The 17,557-nt window shown below is 51.1% G+C and carries 14 protein-coding genes, 1 tRNA gene, 1 other RNA gene and 1 pseudogene; 2 read left to right on the forward strand and 15 right to left on the reverse strand.

Features of this window, described 5'->3' with window-relative positions:
• The 14 genes and pseudogenes from ACE41H_RS22995 to ACE41H_RS23060 form a co-directional block, all read right to left on the reverse strand.
• A pseudogene (locus tag ACE41H_RS22995) lies at positions 1–253 on the reverse strand (group II intron reverse transcriptase/maturase); the annotation flags it as partial.
• Between the two features lie 510 nt (positions 254–763).
• Positions 764–1,612, reverse strand: coding sequence for a group II intron reverse transcriptase/maturase (gene ltrA, locus ACE41H_RS23000; protein ID WP_375357904.1), 849 nt, complete (start codon positions 1,610–1,612; stop codon positions 764–766).
• A gap of 534 nt (positions 1,613–2,146) precedes the next feature.
• Positions 2,147–2,722: an ATPase gene (locus ACE41H_RS23005; RefSeq protein WP_375357905.1), complete on the reverse strand. Its 576-nt coding sequence runs from the start codon at positions 2,720–2,722 to the stop codon at positions 2,147–2,149.
• Complete coding sequence (locus ACE41H_RS23010) at positions 2,715–2,912, reverse strand: MDR/zinc-dependent alcohol dehydrogenase-like family protein (protein ID WP_236420363.1); 198 nt, start codon at positions 2,910–2,912, stop codon at positions 2,715–2,717. The genes ACE41H_RS23005 and ACE41H_RS23010 overlap by 8 nt, the downstream gene beginning before the upstream one ends.
• 88 nt (positions 2,913–3,000) lie before the next feature.
• Positions 3,001–3,364, reverse strand: a transfer-messenger RNA (tmRNA) gene (gene ssrA / locus ACE41H_RS23015).
• A 258-nt stretch (positions 3,365–3,622) separates the two neighbouring features.
• Positions 3,623–4,102 carry an SsrA-binding protein SmpB gene (gene smpB / locus ACE41H_RS23020; protein WP_375357906.1) on the reverse strand — a complete coding sequence of 160 codons (480 nt, stop codon included), beginning with the start codon at positions 4,100–4,102 and terminating at the stop codon, positions 3,623–3,625.
• Between the two features lie 193 nt (positions 4,103–4,295).
• Positions 4,296–6,947, reverse strand: coding sequence for a ribonuclease R (rnr, locus tag ACE41H_RS23025; protein ID WP_375357907.1), 2,652 nt, complete (start codon positions 6,945–6,947; stop codon positions 4,296–4,298).
• A 276-nt stretch (positions 6,948–7,223) separates the two neighbouring features.
• Entirely contained in the window at positions 7,224–7,457 is a 234-nt protein-coding gene (secG, locus tag ACE41H_RS23030; RefSeq protein ID WP_375357908.1) for a preprotein translocase subunit SecG, read from the reverse strand.
• A gap of 355 nt (positions 7,458–7,812) precedes the next feature.
• Positions 7,813–9,099, reverse strand: coding sequence for a phosphopyruvate hydratase (gene eno / locus ACE41H_RS23035; protein WP_375357909.1), 1,287 nt, complete (start codon positions 9,097–9,099; stop codon positions 7,813–7,815).
• Between the two features lie 50 nt (positions 9,100–9,149).
• The gene (gene gpmI / locus ACE41H_RS23040; protein WP_375357910.1) at positions 9,150–10,694 is read right to left on the reverse strand and encodes a 2,3-bisphosphoglycerate-independent phosphoglycerate mutase; all 1,545 of its coding nucleotides are present in this window, start codon (positions 10,692–10,694) and stop codon (positions 9,150–9,152) included.
• Position 10,695: 1 nt separating this feature from the next.
• A complete protein-coding gene (tpiA, locus tag ACE41H_RS23045; RefSeq protein WP_375357911.1) occupies positions 10,696–11,448 on the reverse strand; it encodes a triose-phosphate isomerase in 753 nt (250 codons plus the stop codon).
• 20 nt (positions 11,449–11,468) lie between these two features.
• Positions 11,469–12,650, reverse strand: a complete 1,182-nt coding sequence (locus ACE41H_RS23050) for a phosphoglycerate kinase (protein WP_375357912.1) — start codon at positions 12,648–12,650, stop codon at positions 11,469–11,471.
• 299 nt (positions 12,651–12,949) lie between these two features.
• Positions 12,950–13,957, reverse strand: a complete 1,008-nt coding sequence (gene gap, locus ACE41H_RS23055; RefSeq protein ID WP_375357913.1) for a type I glyceraldehyde-3-phosphate dehydrogenase — start codon at positions 13,955–13,957, stop codon at positions 12,950–12,952.
• A 98-nt stretch (positions 13,958–14,055) separates the two neighbouring features.
• Positions 14,056–15,084, reverse strand: a complete 1,029-nt coding sequence (locus tag ACE41H_RS23060) for a sugar-binding transcriptional regulator (protein WP_375357915.1) — start codon at positions 15,082–15,084, stop codon at positions 14,056–14,058.
• Positions 15,085–15,379: 295 nt separating this feature from the next.
• Here ACE41H_RS23060 and ACE41H_RS23065 point away from each other — a divergent pair.
• Positions 15,380–15,454 (forward strand) — tRNA-Arg (locus ACE41H_RS23065).
• A 196-nt stretch (positions 15,455–15,650) separates the two neighbouring features.
• Complete coding sequence (gene clpP, locus ACE41H_RS23070) at positions 15,651–16,247, forward strand: ATP-dependent Clp endopeptidase proteolytic subunit ClpP (protein WP_375357916.1); 597 nt, start codon at positions 15,651–15,653, stop codon at positions 16,245–16,247.
• Between the two features lie 97 nt (positions 16,248–16,344).
• Here clpP and ACE41H_RS23075 read toward each other — a convergent pair whose 3' ends face one another.
• On the reverse strand, positions 16,345–17,427 hold the full coding sequence (locus tag ACE41H_RS23075; RefSeq protein WP_375357917.1) for a PdaC/SigV domain-containing protein: 1,083 nt from the start codon (positions 17,425–17,427) through the stop codon (positions 16,345–16,347).
• Positions 17,428–17,557 lie beyond the last annotated feature (130 nt).

Below are 17,557 nucleotides of genomic sequence, written 5' to 3' on the forward strand. Positions count from 1 at the left end.
CAGATACTGTAGGTACGCCCAGAATCCTCACTCCACCATTCTTCTTCGGTATTTCTACCGCTTTGACTGGCGGGGGGAAGTAGCTGCCCGAGGACATCCGGTTCCAGATTTTATAGAGGTTGTCTTTCAGGTTGGCTTCAAACTCCTGAATCGACTCGTCGTCGACTCCGGCCGCTCCATTGTTCGCCTTGACCAGCTTATACGCTTCCCAAACCATGTGCCTTGAGATTTCATACGGCTTTGTTTTGTCCATTTGTTCCTCCCACTTTTGCGGTTGACGCATTTCCAAAACGGGATAACACAGCCCCTTCGCTCCGCCACCTTTTCAGTGGGTTCATCGCTACTACGGGCTATTCCGCCCCTATACTCCGCATCTGTACTTTCATCCTTGCGGGATTTCCGCTTGGATTTTTCCATTATCATCGGAGTCGTAGGTTCCCACGTTCCGATCAAGAGCCTGTGCTGCGTTCACGCCGCCTTCATGCCGGTCACCATCTGGACAGTAAACAGGTTTCCTCCAGACTCATCCCAGGCCAACGACTCCCTCCTGGTTTTGATGACATCCCTACGCTTTCGACACTTTATCAGCCATTGACTTGTGTTCGTCTCCGTAGCACTCACCTGACAGAGTCTCGCTCTGCCTTTTCCTTAACGCTCACCACCACGGCTTTTGTCCGCAGCAGCTTAAGGTGGTTTGGAGCCTCCGCCTGCACAGCGGCTCCGAGGGGCCCGCCCTCATCTCTTGTTCAGCATTGCTTGGCTCTTACGCGCCGCGCATTCGTGGCGCACTGTCGTCCGCATAGCGCACGAATCGATGCCCCCGGTTCTCTAGTTCCTTGTCCAGTTCATTCAGCATGATGTTGCTGAGGATCGGACTCAGGTTTCCCCCCTGTGGTACACCGATTTCCGTGTCCGCGAAGCGGTGCTTCACAACTACACCGGCTTTCAGGTACTTATGGATGAGCGAGATGAACCGTCCGTCTTTTATGGTTCGGGATAATACCTCCACCAGCTTGCTTTGATTCACGGTGTCGAAGTATTTCTCCAAATCCATATCGACGACATACTTGTACCCTTCCTGGATGGTTCTCTGGCTTTTCCGAATGGCATCGTGGGCGCTTCTCTTGGGCCGGAATCCGAAACTGCTCTCCGAAAACTGCTTCTCGTAAATCGGTGTAAGGACTTGAGCAATCGCTTGCTGGATCACTCGATCCACCACCGTGGGAATCCCCAGATTCCTTTTCTTCCCGTTCTCCTTCGGTATCTCTACCCTTCGAACGGGTTTCGGACGGTACGTTCCATCCAGAATGCATTGCTTGATGGTTTCTCCGTTCTCTCGGAGGTATTGTAGAAGTTCATCTACTCCCATCCCGTCGATCCCGTGAGATCCTTTGTTTGCTTTGACTCGTTTGAACGCTTTGTTCATGTTGTCTCTGCTCACCATTTCCTCAAGTAATTCATCCCTCGACTCGATTGCGTCGGTGCTGTCGGTTTCAGATATCCTTGCAGAATTGTACGCTCTCGCATATTCTCCATGTTCCGCATGTACCTTCTGCCTCGAGCCCTCTTTTCGAGGTTGGCTGCACTTCGTTCCTGTTTTGATATCTTTCATTGACTCACACCTCCTAAGGTTCGGCCCTTCCCTCTTGCCGCCTGGCTGCATGAGGTACTATGGCTTCTGCTGACTTCTCATGATAAATCTTGTTTCAACCGTGATTCGAAATCCATCTCCTCACGTCCATGAGACCTCCCACGGTAAGACGATTCCCTTTCCTTCCATGTACCCGCACCATTTACACTGGCATGTCCGTGTAGTGTATTGGACTTCGCTTTGTGCTGCAAGCTCATCCCATGTCCCGTGCCTGATGATGTTCGTGTTCCTCAGGTCAGAAGTTTGCCTCCGGCTTCCTTCAGATTCCACCTCGCGATGGACACCCTTGCCCTTGGCTAGTGGTTGGCCACTACCAGCCCCCACAGCGGACTTTCACCGCCTAGGTAATCGCCATGCGTGGCGCACAGCAAAATCCACAACCAGATTCGGTTGTGGATTTAACAAATGGAGGCGAGGGGAGTCGAACCCCTGTCCGAAGATAACGCCACATAAGCTTCTACGGGTGTAGTAACAGTTTTGATGGCAACTAATTAATCATCTGTACCTTACAAGCACAGTTCTGGACCAATCAGGTATTGACTCCACACAATAAAGCAAATTACCATTTATGATTTCAGCAACAATCGAAGGCTCGTATGTATTATCAATGATGGTAACCTGTTCTGCGATGGCTAAAGCAGGTTTAAGATTTTGTAACGACTGACCATATCGAAAACGAATATCCTCTTCAGCAATCCAATGTCCACCTTGCTCGACACGAGAAGCTACACGATCTATATGCATTTGGACATCTTGGAGGCCGATATAATACATGACAATCTTATATCCGGCTTCTTTGGCAATTTGCATATGCTTCAAAACAAATGTACCTGATAATGTCGTTTCAATAGCAAAGGGGTGGCTTCCCTTGATGAGAGAACGAATTCTTTTTACTGCTTCCCGTCCTGCTGACAAATCGGCACCTCTTGGATCATCAGGCTTTAATTCTCGTGCGATCTGGTCTGGGTCAACTAGCTCACCTAGCCATTCTCTCATCTGCAAGCTAATTGTGCTTTTGCCAGCCCCATTGGTACCCGCAAAAACCGTCATAATGGGTCGGGTATCATTCATTATATTCTAGCTCCCGTCGGTTGCCGGTTGCATCAAAAACGATCTCGAATTTATTCCCTTCTGCGTCTTCTCGTATACGTTTATTATTTTTTATATAATATATTGATGCACCTGATTCTTTGGCTTGCTTGCGTGCATGTTGGTTAGCTTTTTTAAGAATTTCTTGGAGCTGTTCTCGATTTGAAAGCATCTTGAATCCCTCCATCTTTATAATTACGCTTATTATATCATAAAGAGCCACCAACCAGATGACTGGTCGATGGCCTTTGACTTACTACGTATGGAGGCGAGGGGAGTCGAACCCCTGTCCGAAGATAACGCCACATAAGCTTCTACGGGTGTAGTAACAGTTTTGATGTCACCCTAGAGACTCCCTGTTACCGGATTCCCTTCGGGTCAGCCTGGTTGTCTTCTTCAGCTAGCCGCAGGCGGAGACTAGACAGCGTATCCCACTAAAGTTGAGCCCTCATCCCGGTACATGGGCGATACAGAGCGAGAGCACGTGTGCAGGTTATTAAGCTGCTACAGCGTAGTTAGTTGTTTGTTTGCCGTTTAATAGGCTTTAGCGTTGATGAAGCGGACGCGTCCCCACTACCCGCTACTCATGCTCGAACTATCCCCGTCGAATCCATAAACGCCCCCTCATTATAAAAGGGCTCCTGGATTAGATCCGGCAATGCCGGGCATAAGCAATGATCTATTCCACATCCTCCCCCTCCATAAAAAGGAAGGATGCTCAGAAGCATCAAGGTGCGGTGCTCATAAGAACACTACTCCGTCATTATACCATATATCAGCCTTAAAATATATACGTTCTGCTATACTGAGCGTATATAAAATACCCCAACCCAGTTCATCTGAACCTGCGCAAGCAACTTGTACCTGTACATCCAAATCCGCTTAACGTGCCACCTTCTGCTTCTCGCGCAGCGCACGCTGGATGTCACGCTGGGCATCCCGTTTGGCTGCCGAGTCTCGCTTGTCGTATTGCTTCTTGCCTTTACCAAGGCCAAGCAGCAGCTTCGCGTAACCGTTGCGGACATAAATTTTCAGCGGGACGATCGCATAGCCATCCTGCTTCGACAAACCCAGCAGCTTGTTGATCTGCTCCTTATGCAGCAGCAGCTTGCGCGTGCGGGTCGGATCATCGGGATTATGCCGGTTGCCCTGTTCGAACGGACTGATGTGCATGTTATGAATATGAATTTCTCCGTTGCGGATGGTTGCGAAAGCGTCGCTAATATTGGAACGCCCGTTGCGGATGGACTTAATCTCCGTTCCCGTCAGCACCATGCCCGCCTCATAGGTGTCCTCGATAAAATAATCATGGGAAGCTTTCTTGTTCTGGGCGAGTACTTTCCCGTCGGCTTTTTTCCCCATGACGATCACTCCCTCAATAAATTGATGTTCCTTTAACCAAAATAGCGCGGCCAGATATTAATTGTAGCAAAAGCGGCTCGGCAAAAGCAAGGATATCCGAGGCGCCGTCCGTGGCCTCTGAGGTAACGGACGGCCCACATGCAGGTCGTTCTGCCGTGCTTACGTATAAATCGTCTATAGATTGTCTGTCCGTTTATTTTTTCTTCTTACGGACAAAGGTTGCCGTCGCATTTCCGCCACTGCCGCCTTTGGACTTCTTCCGCTTGCGGCGCACCGGACTGCCGGCATCATTGCCCGGCGTCGCCGACTCGCCGATGAAGACGCCGCTCGCCGATGTCTTCTTGCGGCGGCTTCCACTGCCGCCGTTGCCACCTGCAGGCGAGTTGTAGCCGCCCTTGCCGCTACCGAACCCGAAACTGACCGCCGGAGCCGAAGCAGCGCCCCGTTCGGAGCGGCCTCTGTCGCCGCTCCGCTTGCCTTTTCCGCCTCCATTGCCGCCGGAACGACCCACTTCCGACGCTGCAGCCGCACCATCGCGACCGCCTCCATTACCGCTCCGCTTACCTTTGCCTCCGGAGCGGCTTCCTTCAGCGGCGACTGCACCGCCACGACCGTCTCCCTTGCCTCGACCGCCGCCGCCCTTGCCACGTCCACCTGGCCGTCCGAAGCCGCCGCCTGCCCAGTCAGGCCGTCCGCGCTCGCTGCGCGGCTTCATGTCCACCAGCTCGAAGTCGATGGTGTGCTCATCCATGTTGACACGCGCTACTCGCACCTTCACTTCATCGCCAATGCGGAATACGCGGGAGGTACGCTCCCCGATCAGAGCCATGTGGGCCTCATCGAAGTGATAATAGTCGTCCGTCAGGCCGCCCATCCGGATGAGACCCTCCACCGTATTTTCCAGCTCGATGAACATACCGAAGCTGGTAACACTGCTGATCATGCCGTCGAATTCTTCCCCGACCTTATCCAGCATGTATTCCGCTTTCTTCATCTGCTCTACATCCCGTTCGGCATCCACCGCAACCCGCTCACGCTCGGAGGACTGCTGCGCAATATCCTGCATACGGGAAGCAAGGTATTCCTGCCGCTCCGGCGAAAGCGTGCCACCGCTTTCCAGCACCTCCCGAATGACACGGTGAATGACCAGATCGGGATAACGCCGGATCGGTGACGTAAAATGCGAATAATATTCTGCAGCCAGCCCGAAATGGCCCGTGGACTCCGCATCATATTTCGCCTGCTTCATCGAACGCAGCATCATCGTGCTCAGCACGGTTTGCTCCTTCGTGCCCTGAATATCCTCCAGCAATGTCTGCAGCGCGCGCGGGTGAATTGAATTGCCGCGGCCTTTAATCTGAAAGCCGAAATTGGCGGCAAATGCCATAAAGTTCTGCAGCTTTTCCTGATCCGGGTCCTCGTGAATCCGATAAATAAACGGCACCTTCAGCCAGTGAAAATGCTCCGCCACCGTCTCATTCGCCGCCAGCATGAACTCCTCGATAATCTGCTCGGCTACGCTACGTTCTCTTTTAACAATATCGACGGCCTTGCCTTCCTCATCCACGATAACTTTGGCTTCGTCAAAGTCAAAATCCACCGCGCCCCGGTTCATCCGGTGGCTGCGCAGCTTCATGGCCAGCTCTTTCATCAGCTTGAAGGTATCCACCAGGTCCTTGTACCGCTCCAGCAGCTCCGGTTCCTCTTCGTCAAGGATTTTGCGAACGTTTTTGTAGGTCATCCGTTCCTTCGTCTTGATCACGCTTGTAAAAATATCATGCCGTACGACCTTCATATTCGAATCGAATTCCATTTCACACGACATCGTGAGCCGGTCTACCTGCGGGTTCAGGGAGCAGATCCCGTTGGACAAACGGTGTGGAAGCATCGGAATGACCCGATCCACCAGATACACGCTGCAGCCGCGGTTATATGCCTCCTGATCAAGCTTGGAGTTTTCGCGCACATAATACCCTACATCAGCAATATGAACACCGAGCAGGTAGTTTCCGTTTGGCAGACGCTCTACATTGACAGCATCGTCAAGGTCCTTTGCGTCTTCACCGTCGATCGTCACGATCGTTTTGTCGCGCAAATCCCGTCTCCCCTGGCGGATGATCTCATCCTCCGTAATGGAATCGGGAGCCGCCTCCGCTTCCCCCATAACCTCTTCCGGGAAAGACTCCGGAAGCTGATGCTTGCGGATAATGGACAGAATATCCACACCCGGGTCGTCCTTATGACCAAGAATTTCAATGATCTCACCTTCCGCAGCCGTACGGCCCTCGGGGTAATTCACAATTTTCACAACGACCTTCTGTCCATTGACCGCTCCATTAAAGCTGGGTTGAGGAATAAAAATATCCCGATTAATCCGTTTGTCATCAGGAATCACGAAACCGTACACTTCATGGCTCTGGAACACGCCAACCACCTGCAGAATACCACGCTCAACGATCCGTACCACTTCACCTTCCAGACGTCCGCCTGCAGGTCCTCTGGAGGTCACACGGACGAGCACGGTATCGCCGTTCATCGACCCCTTGAGATCATTGGCATGAATATAGACGTCAGGATGGTCCCTGTCCTCAGGAATGAGAAAAGCAAAACCCTTCGCGTGAGCCTGCAGGCGTCCGCGCACCAGATTCATTCGCTCCGGAACGCCGTAGCGGTTGCCGCTGTTGAGCAAAAGCTTGCCGCTTTCCTCCAAAGCGTTCAGCAGCTTGAGGAATTCCCTGAAATCCGCCGCACTGTCAATCCCGAAATGCTTCTCCAGTTCCTGGTAAGTCATCGGCTTGTATGCGGCATCCCGCATAAATTCAAGTATTTGTTCTTCTGTTATCATTTTGTCCACCTCGGGTGACCTTTAATTTTCGACCCATTTATCTCTGATCTGTTCCTGCAATACGTCCATGAGTGCAGGCGCCTCATCCGGTCAGGATATGACCAGTCCTAGTATACTCATACCCTAGTATACACAGATTCAATCTCCGGCATCCCCGCTCCAGTGTAAGTATGAATTTCCTATATTAGAATATCGCTTATTATGTATCTCGGTCACTGCCGTTTGAATATTTAAAAAGCCCCCGTTTCGGTTGAAACGAAGGCTTAAGTGTTCGTATTAGCTCACCAGGACGGCAACCAGAATGGCGACGATCATAAACGCCGCTCCAAGCCCGGCTGTAACACGCTGCAGGATCAGATCCATCCCGCGCGCTTTGGTTTTGCCAAACAGATGCTCCGCTCCGCCGGAGATGGCACCGGACAACCCCGCACTCTTACCTTTTTGCAACAATACAACCGCAACCACAGCAATGGACAATACAACGAGCACAATTTTCAAAAACAGTTCCATGTATTCCACCTCCTAAGCCTGAGCATCACTTTTATACATTAAAATGAAGAGTTCACGTTTCATAAACAGCATTTTTATTCTATCACATCCCTTCGTTTAACACAACCAAACTTCCCAAAATCTCCAACAGGCTTAGCCCGGCACAAAGCATGAAAGTATCACAACCCATAATATTTCTTTGCCATGTTTTATATATGCTGCACTGCGGCTCAAACGCGCGGATTTAACCGGCCGGACTTTGAATGGAAAACGCCTTCACTAGCCCTCGAAAGACAGTCATTTTTCAAAAAAACAGGGTATTCCCGGCCATATGGCGGGGAATACCCTGTTTTGCGTTTACTGCCGAATCAGACAATTATTTCTTCAGGTTGTAAAAGGACTTCAAGCCGTTGTATTGAGCCAGCTCGCCGAGATCGTCTTCGATACGAAGCAGCTGGTTGTATTTCGCGATACGATCCGTACGGGAAGGAGCACCGGTTTTGATTTGACCAGCGTTCGTTGCAACCGCGATATCAGCGATCGTGCTGTCTTCGGACTCACCGGAACGGTGGGATATTACCGCTGTGTAACCGGCGCGTTTCGCCATTTCGATCGCATCGAACGTTTCAGTCAGGGTACCGATTTGGTTCACCTTGATCAGAATGGAGTTGCCGATGCCTTCTTCGATGCCTTTGTTCAGACGCTCGGTGTTGGTTACGAACAGGTCGTCACCAACCAGCTGGATTTTGTTGCCCAGCTTCTCAGTAAGCAGCTTCCAGCCTTCCCAATCGTCTTCTGCGCAGCCGTCTTCGATCGTAACGATCGGGTATTTCTCAACCCAGGAAGCCAGCAGATCAACGAACTCAGCAGAAGTGAAGGATTTTCCTTCGCCTTCCAGTGTGTACTTGCCGTCCTTGTAGAACTCTGTGGAAGCTACGTCCATGCCGAGCAGAACGTCTTCGCCTGGCTTGTACCCTGCTTTTTCAATCGCTTCGATAATAGAGGACAGCGCATCTTCGTTGGATGTGAAGTTAGGAGCAAAGCCGCCTTCGTCGCCAACTGCGGTGTTCAGGCCTTTTCCTTTCAGAACGGATTTCAGGTTGTGGAAGATTTCCGCACCCATACGCAGCGCTTCCTTGAAGCTTGGAGCGCCTACTGGCAGGACCATGAATTCTTGCACGTCAACGTTGTTGTCGGCATGGGCGCCGCCGTTCACGATGTTCATCATTGGCACAGGCAGTTGTTTCGCGTTGAATCCGCCGAGGTATACATACAGAGGCAGACCAAGAGCGTCTGCAGCAGCGCGGGCTACAGCCATGGATACCGCCAGAATCGCGTTTGCGCCCAGCTTGCCTTTGTTAGGCGTGCCGTCCAGAGCGATCATCTTTTTGTCGATTTCGAGCTGATTTACAGCGTCCAGACCGATGACTTCCGGTGCGATCACTTCGTTTACGTTTTTAACGGCTTGCAGAACACCTTTGCCGAGGTAACGGTCTTTATCGTTATCGCGCAGCTCTACAGCTTCATGCGCACCTGTGGAAGCGCCGGAAGGAACGATTGCGCGTCCCATCGCACCGGATTCCAGATATACTTCAACTTCTACAGTCGGGTTGCCGCGGGAGTCAAGGACTTCGCGAGCGTACACGTCAGAAATAATAGTCATTGTACAGATCTCCTTTTGGTATGTTTATTCTATTTCTAAATTAGCACATCTTATTTACGTCCTGCAATCATGGACGTTCCAGTCATTTCCTTAGGCAACGGCAGACCCATCAGGTCCAGCAGCGTGGGAGCCACGTCAGCCAGGATACCGCCTTCGCGCAGCACCAGGTTTTCATCAGTCACGATGAACGGAACCGGGTTGGTCGTGTGAGCGGTGAAAGGACGTCCCTGCTCATCGATTTCCATATCTGCATTGCCGTGGTCGGCAATGATAACCACAGTACCACCTTTGGCCTTCACAGCGTCCACTACACGTCCAACGCACTCATCCGTCACTTCTACCGCTTTAATCGTAGGCTCCATTTTACCGGAGTGTCCCACCATGTCCGGGTTCGCAAAGTTCAGGATAATCGCATCATGCTTGTCGGACTCGATTTCCTTCACGCAAGCGTCCGCCACTTCATAAGCGCTCATTTCCGGCTGCAGGTCATAGGTAGCAACTTTAGGCGAATTAATCAGAACCCGTGTCTCGCCAGGAAGCTCGACATCACGGCCGCCGCTGAAAAAGAACGTCACGTGCGGGTACTTTTCGGTTTCGGCAATACGCAGTTGCTTCTTGTTATGCTGTACAAGCACTTCACCGAACGTATTGTCCAGATTCTTCGGTTCGTAAGCCACAAAACCGTTCACCGTTTCGCTGAACAAAGTCAGACATACGAAATGCAAATTTTCCGGGAATTTCGGTCCTCTGTCAAATCCGCGGAAATCCGCGTTGGTGAATACTTGAGACAGTTGGATGGCACGGTCAGGACGGAAGTTCAGGAACACAACGGAATCCCCGCTCTCCACCAGTCCTACCGGGCTGCCGTTTGCCTGGGTAATCACGGTCGGTTCCACAAACTCGTCAAATACGGACTTCTCATACGATTCACGCAGGGCCTGCATTGGATCCGTATATTTCGGACCATCTCCGTACACGATGGCACGGTAAGATTTCTCAACCCGTTCCCAACGCTTGTCGCGGTCCATTGCATAATAGCGGCCTTGTACGGTCGCTATTTTGCCAATGCCGCTTTCCTGAATCTTGGCAATCAGCTTCTCCATGAAACCAACGCCGCTGTCAGGCATGACGTCGCGTCCATCCATAAATGCATGAATATAAACTTCGTGCAAATCCTCTTTCTTCGCCAGGTCGATCATGGCGAACAGATGATCAATATGGCTGTGCACGCCACCATCGGACAGCAGTCCGTACAGATGCAGCTTCTTGTTGTTGTTCTTCGCGTTACGAACCGCCTCAACCAACGTTTCGTTATCGAAGAACTCGCCCTCCCGGATGGACTTGGAGATTCTGGTCAGATCCTGATACACAATCCGCCCTGCGCCAATGTTCAGGTGTCCTACCTCCGAGTTGCCCATTTGTCCTTCCGGCAGTCCAACCGCTTCACCGGACGCTGTCAGCGTCGTGTGCGGGTAAATGCTTAAGTATTTGTCGTAGTTCGGCTTGTTGGCCTGTGCAACGGCATTGCCTTCCACAGTGTCGCGAAGTCCGAATCCGTCCATAATAATTAATGCAACCGGTCTTGGTGCAGTCATGTTACTTCGCCCCCTCAACAAGCGCGATATAGGATTCCGGCTGCAGGCTTGCCCCGCCGACCAGTGCGCCGTCGATGTCGCTTTGACCCATGTATTCTGCTACATTTTCGGGTTTTACGCTGCCGCCGTATTGGATACGAACCGCATTAGCCGTGCTCTCGTCATACAGTTCTGTAATCAGCGTACGAATGTAGGCAATAACCTCATTGGCATCCTGCGCCGTGGAGGACTTGCCTGTTCCGATCGCCCAGATTGGCTCGTAAGCCACGACAACCTGTGCTGCCTGATCCTTGGCAAGCCCGGCAAAAGCCGCCTCTGTCTGCACTTTGCAAACTTCCTTCGTCTGTCCGGCTTCACGCTCTTCCAGCTTCTCACCGACACATACGATTGGAATCAGATCGTTGCGGAAGGCGGCGTGAACTTTCTTGTTCACCGTTTCATCCGTTTCCGCGAAATATTGACGGCGCTCGGAGTGTCCGATAATGACGTAGTCCACGCCCAGATCCTTCAACATGCGGCCGCTGATTTCGCCCGTATAAGCACCGTCTTCAGCGAAGTGAAGGTTTTGTGCTCCGATTTTGATGGAGGTTCCTTTTACAGCTTCCACCAGAGCAGGCAGATTCGTGAATGGCGCGCAGATCACGCTCTCCACACCTTCCACTTCGGCTTTGCCTTTTACGTTCTGAATGAAGTCTGTTGCTTCAGGAACCGTTTTGAACATTTTCCAGTTGCCTGCAATAATCGGTGTTCTCACTTTTTTCAGCTCCCTGCTAGTTACTTATCGTTCAATGCCACAACGCCCGGAAGCGCCTTGCCTTCCATGAACTCAAGGGAAGCGCCACCGCCTGTGGAGATGTGATCCATTTTATCAGCCAGACCGAATTTCTCGGCTGCAGCCGCGGAATCGCCGCCACCGATGATGGTGTAGCCTTCGGTTGCCGCGCAAGCTTCCGCTACTTCACGGGTACCATTCGAGAATGGCTCGATTTCGAATACGCCCATTGGCCCGTTCCAAACGACCAGCTTGGAGTTTTTGATAACATCTGCATAAATAGCACGGGTTTTCGGACCGATGTCCACGCCTTCCCAATCGGCAGGGATTCCGTCGATATCAACGATTTGCGTATTCGCATCAGCGCTGAAATCATCGGATACCACGATATCCACCGGCAGGTAGAAATTTTTACCCAAGCTTTTTGCTTTCTCGATAAAGCCAAGGGATACGTCCAGCTTGGAATCGTCCAGCAGGGACTTGCCGATTTCGTGGCCTTGTGCTTTCAGGAACGTGTAAGTCAAACCGCCACCAATGATGATGTTGTCTGCAAGGCTGATCAGGTTGTCGATCACGTCAATTTTGTCTTTAACCTTGGAACCGCCAATAATGGCCGTGAACGGACGATCCGGATTGGACAGCGCTTTGCCCAGGACGGACAATTCTCTCTCCATCAGCAGGCCGGATACGGCCGGCAGCTGATGTGCAATGCCTTCCGTGGAAGCATGCGCACGATGTGCGGCACCGAATGCGTCGTTGACGAACAGGTCCGCCAGCTCGGCAAATTGCTTCGCCAGTTCAGGATCGTTTTTCTCTTCGCCTGGATAAAAGCGGACGTTTTCGAGCAACAGTACGTCACCGTTTTGCAGCTCCGCCACTTGTGCTTTCACCGCTTCACCAACAGCCTCATCAGCCTTGGCTACAGGTCTGCCCAGCAGCTCGGACAGGCGTGCCGCCACAGGTGTCAAGCGCATGGATTCAACCACTTCACCTTTGGGGCGTCCGAAATGGCTTGCCAAAATAATTTTAGCACCTTTTTCGATCAGGTAGTTAATCGTTGGCAAGGTTTCACGGATACGCTTGTCGTCGGTAATTTTGCCGTCTTCCACAGGAACGTTGAAATCTACGCGGACAAACACTTTTTTGCCGCTTACTTCTACATCGCGAACGCTTTTCTTGTTCATATCCATACTCCTCCGCACCAGGGATTTGATGATGTGCACTACAAGAGGTTGTTCAAAAAGTCATCTTTTGATCACGAAGTAAATCAGGAAGCGGACTCGACATCGAATCTTGAATTCAGCCGGGCCTTCCGGTGCTCACGTACCCCTAGTACGCTCCGCTCCTCAGTCCCTAGCTTCATCCAACCTTCTCGGTGCTGAAAACCTGACTTTTTGAACTCTCACTACAAGGAAGTCATATATAAAGAGCGGAAACAATAGTCTGTTTCCGCTCTATGTGGTTGCATAACGCCAAGCCGTTATTACTTAGCCAGCTTCGCGAAGTGCTCCAGGGTACGAACCAACTGAGCTGTGTAGGACATTTCGTTGTCGTACCAAGCTACAGTTTTAACCAGTTGTTTGTCGCCAACAGTCAGCACTTTGGTTTGAGTTGCATCAAACAGGGATCCGAAAGTCATACCTTTGATATCGGAAGATACGATTTCATCTTCTGTGTATCCGTAAGTTTCCGGATCGGAAGCTGCTTTCATTGCTGCGTTAACTTCGTCTACAGTTACGTTTTTCTCCAGAACGGTTACCAGCTCAGTCAGGGAGCCAGTTGCAACCGGAACGCGCTGTGCAGCACCGTCCAATTTGCCTTGCAGTTCAGGGATAACCAGACCGATTGCTTTAGCAGCACCAGTTGTGTTAGGGATGATGTTCTCAGCAGCAGCGCGTGCACGACGGAAGTCGCCTTTCGCATGCGGAGCGTCAAGTGTATTTTGGTCGCCTGTGTAAGCGTGGATTGTAGTCATCAGACCTTCCACAACACCGAACTTGTCGTTCAATGTTTTAGCCATAGGAGCCAGGCAGTTGGTTGTGCAGGAAGCACCGGAGATTACAGTTTCAGTACCGTCCAGTGTGTCATGGTTTACGTTGTACACGATCGTTTTCATGTCGCCTGTAGCTGGCGCGGAGATTACAACTTTCTTAGCGCCGCCTTTCAGGTGCTTTTCAGCTGCTTCTTTAGTTGTGAAGAAGCCTGTGCACTCCAGCACGATGTCAACGCCCAGCTCGCCCCAAGGCAGTTCTTCAGGGTTGCGGTTAGCCAGAACCTTAACTTCTTTGCCGTTTACTTTGAAGAAGCCGTCATGTACTTCAACGTCTCCGTCGAAACGTCCTTGCGTTGTATCATATTTCAGCAAATGAGCCAGCATTTTGGCATCAGTCAAGTCGTTGATTGCTACTACTTCAATGCCTTCCACATTTTGAATACGACGGAAAGCCAGTCTGCCGATACGTCCAAAACCGTTAATACCTACTTTAACCATGAGTAAGTTCCTCCCAAGTTTTGTATGTTTTTATTTATTCAAGACAGGCGGTAAAGCCCGTCAAGACAACAATATTTAAAATATCTCCGTGAAAGAAATCAGCAATTGCGCGCGATAATCTCCGCTGCCGCTTCGTCGGTGACCAGAATATCTTCCTGTCCGAACCGCAGCACGGCCTGAATCGCCGCCGCCTTGCTTGCCCCCCCGGCGATGCCGAGCACGATTTCCGTCCGCTTAATGTCCTCGAGACGCAGCCCAATGGTGAGCATCCGGTGTACAACTACACCCTGTTCGTTAAAGTAGTAGCCAAAAGATTCAGCTACCGCTCCCTCAGCCTGGATCTCCGCCACCGTATCCGGGTCAAGCCTGCGCCTTTTCGCCATTGCCATGGCATTACCAATCCCGTGGATGATAATCCGGCTCTTGCGGATCGTCTCTACAATTTCCTGAATCATATGATCCTGGACAAGCGATTCATAGGCTTCCTGGCTCAACAAATCCGGTACATGCAGCAGTCTGTACTGTGCCCCTACGTTGCCAGCCATCTTGGAAACAATGGAGTTGGCTTGCATTTCCAGGCTTTCGCCCAAGCCCCCACGAGCCGGCACAAACCATCCGCCCTTCAGCGGTCCGCCCGGCGGTGTCGTCAGATGCTCCGCGACATCGGCAATGGTGGTTCCTCCGGTCACGGCCACAACGTCCTCATCCCCCATGACGCTCAGCAGCGCCTTGGCTCCCGCCCGGCCCAATTCCCGCTTGGTCATCGGCGACGTATCCGAATCACCCGGCACGACGATTACCTTGCGCAGGTTATATGCCTGACGGATTTGATCTTCAAGCAAAGACAATCCAAACAGCTCTTTGGCAATGGGTTCAAGCTGTTCCAGCAGCTCCCTGCCGGCTTCGCTCACCCGCATACCAATACTCTCAATCTCTATAAGGCCCTGGGCTTTCAAAAGATCGGTTTCGGCTCGCAGCACACGTTCGGTCATATGCAATGAAGCCGCAAGCGTTCTGCGTCCGATGACGTCTGACAGCATGATCTGATGCAGGATGGTATACCTTTTCTTCAATACATCCGTGAGATCTGGCAGAAGCTGCTTCTGAATTTCTAATATATTTCGCATGCTTTCCACTCCCGCAGACTTCCTACTGGTTCATATACATTTATGTTGCTTTATGCTGGCCTCAAAATGTCCCGGGTTAACTTTTTAAGTCCCACATTCATTTTAACCAATTCCAACCTCACATGCAAGTGTCAGAACCTATATTTCTCACTCCTCCAACCGATTATGCGCAGCGTTTTAGCATCCATTATTAACATAAAAGCCTTTCGTCAGACCACTGAAATAAAAACTTGCATTTTGCCCCAGAGTCACATATAATCATTTTTGTGTCCTATTTCAAAGGAATGTTAAATATGCGCCCGTGGTCCAACGGATATGACGTAGGCCTCCGGAGCCTGAGATCGAGGTTCGATTCCTCGCGGGCGCGCCATTTTTATTGATGTTATATATAAGTGTTTAACCAACGAGAGCGCTGAGGGCTCTTTTTTTTCACCGATAGTTTGACTTTCTTTGACTTTTTACTCGAAATTGTTTATGATGTGGTTAATACGGTAACAGTTTATTATGGAGACTTTACCTGTATCAGGTAGTACGTATCCTAGCACATATTTAAGGGAGGGTTTTACGTGAGCTACATTCCTATGGTCGTTGAACAAACCAACCGCGGTGAGAGAGCCTATGACATTTACTCCAGATTGCTGAAGGATCGCATCATTTTCCTCGGGTCTGACGTAAATGACGTGGTCGCCAACTCCATTATCGCGCAAATGCTGTTTCTGTCTGCGGAAGATCCGGAAAAAGACATCCACCTCTACATCAACAGCCCCGGCGGTTCCATCACAGCCGGCATGGCGATTTTCGATACGATGCAGTTTATCAAACCCGACGTATCCACCATCTGTGTGGGGATGGCCGCTTCCATGGGCGCATTCCTGCTGAACGCAGGCGCCAAAGGCAAGCGCTTCGCCCTGCCAAACAGTGAGGTTATGATTCATCAGCCTTTGGGCGGCGCTCAAGGTCAAGCGACAGATATCGAAATCCGTGCACGCCGTATCCTGAAAATGCGGGATAAGCTGAACCGCATCCTCGCCGAGCGTACCGGCCAGCCGCTGGACCGTATCGAGAAGGATACCGACCGTGACTACTTCATGTCAGCTGACGAAGCCAAAGAATACGGCCTGATCGATCAAGTGATTTCCAGCACTCCAACACCAGGAGTCTGACCCGTAACACAAGTCTTTTAAGTCCCATTTGCAAAAAAATCCGCCCCATGTTCCTGATGCAGGAACGCGGGACGGATTTTTCTTTTCTCCTGGATGATTACTTTCCGAGCGGCTTGGCCCCAGCAGGAAGAAGCTCCGTGAAAGCAAAAGGGAACTCCGGAATACCTGCCGCATAAGCTGTGTACTCGTACTGTTGGAAGAAGATGACGATGCCTGTGCCAGTGACGTAGAAACCCGGCTGATCCGAAAGCCCCTTAAAGTCTCCCAAATATCCGTTGGATGCCGGCACTTGTTTGAGCAGCTTGTTGTTCAGCGTTTTCTTGTAATCCGGGTTGGCCTTCAACACATCGCCCAGTCCAAGCTGCTTGCCGTCTGCCAGCGAGAACGTATACCCTGTGCGGGTCGTGGAGCCGTGAGCGCCGCCAAAATAGGAGTAGTCCTCCACAATCAGGCTGATATAACCTCCCCTGTTGTAGATCACGGCATAATTGCTTTCAAATTGATAAGGTCGGTCCGCGGTAGCTTCTCCGATCTCTTTGATTTGCTTCTTGATCTCTGCCAGCACCTTTTCTTCATGCTGCTTCAGCACGGCATTGATTTTATCAACACCTGCCTGGCTGCCTGTAAGCTGAGGGTATTTCAGATCGAAGTTCATCGTATCCGATTTTTCCCGAGACAGGCTTACCGTTTTGATGGAGACGGAATTCAGCTGGCTTTTGGTCATGCTGACCGTCTTGGCGGCTGCGTTCCAGGCAGCGTCAATGCCGAGGTAAGCCTTCAGGTGACCGATAGGAACATAGAGCCGGTTGCTGACCATCCGGGCCTGCATATCATACGTGTGCACCCCGTTTACATTGACGTACAGCTCATCGTACCCTGTTGTAATTTTCAGCTTGTTATAGCCGGCACCGATCGTATAAGATTTCTCGGACGTATTATATGACACAGGCAGCTTCAGGTCATCCCTGAGAGCCGCTACAGGAATCAGGGTCTGCCCTTTGATCATGAGCCCTTTCGTTTGCAGGGTCTTGCCGTTCCATTTCAAGGTTACCTGAGTTTGCTGAACGGTTTGGGCTGCACCACCAGCTGCGTGCAGTTCGGAAAAAGCAGCAGTAACGCCACCGGTGACCAGAGCGGCCGCAAGCATTACTGTACCCAATCGTTTTGTGTGAATATTCATTTGTTAATATCCTCCTCTGATCCTTGACGCAAGTCGCGGGATGAAAAAACCATCTGAGTGATATATTAAAATACTTTGAGCCGGAAAATGTTACAGGCTGGGTTACAATCCTGACTCATTTCCGGCTCAT

This window comes from Paenibacillus enshidis (genome assembly GCF_042136365.1).
Classification (GTDB): domain Bacteria; phylum Bacillota; class Bacilli; order Paenibacillales; family Paenibacillaceae; genus Paenibacillus; species Paenibacillus enshidis.

Excerpts from the sequence above, each read along its gene's own strand:
- secG (WP_375357908.1), bottom strand. The coding sequence starts at position 7,457 with ATGGAACTGTTTTTGAAAATTGTGCTCGTTGTATTGTCCATTGCTGTG.
- ltrA (WP_375357904.1), bottom strand. The coding sequence starts at position 1,612 with ATGAAAGATATCAAAACAGGAACGAAGTGCAGCCAACCTCGAAAAGAG.
- ACE41H_RS23010 (WP_236420363.1), bottom strand. The coding sequence starts at position 2,912 with ATGCTTTCAAATCGAGAACAGCTCCAAGAAATTCTTAAAAAAGCTAAC.
- gpmI (WP_375357910.1), bottom strand. The coding sequence starts at position 10,694 with ATGACTGCACCAAGACCGGTTGCATTAATTATTATGGACGGATTCGGA.
- ACE41H_RS23060 (WP_375357915.1), bottom strand. The coding sequence starts at position 15,084 with ATGCGAAATATATTAGAAATTCAGAAGCAGCTTCTGCCAGATCTCACG.
- rnr (WP_375357907.1), bottom strand. The coding sequence starts at position 6,947 with ATGATAACAGAAGAACAAATACTTGAATTTATGCGGGATGCCGCATAC.
- ACE41H_RS23005 (WP_375357905.1), bottom strand. The coding sequence starts at position 2,722 with ATGAATGATACCCGACCCATTATGACGGTTTTTGCGGGTACCAATGGG.
- gap (WP_375357913.1), bottom strand. The coding sequence starts at position 13,957 with ATGGTTAAAGTAGGTATTAACGGTTTTGGACGTATCGGCAGACTGGCT.
- smpB (WP_375357906.1), bottom strand. The coding sequence starts at position 4,102 with ATGGGGAAAAAAGCCGACGGGAAAGTACTCGCCCAGAACAAGAAAGCT.
- ACE41H_RS23050 (WP_375357912.1), bottom strand. The coding sequence starts at position 12,650 with ATGAACAAGAAAAGCGTTCGCGATGTAGAAGTAAGCGGCAAAAAAGTG.
- eno (WP_375357909.1), bottom strand. The coding sequence starts at position 9,099 with ATGACTATTATTTCTGACGTGTACGCTCGCGAAGTCCTTGACTCCCGC.
- ACE41H_RS23075 (WP_375357917.1), bottom strand. The coding sequence starts at position 17,427 with ATGAATATTCACACAAAACGATTGGGTACAGTAATGCTTGCGGCCGCT.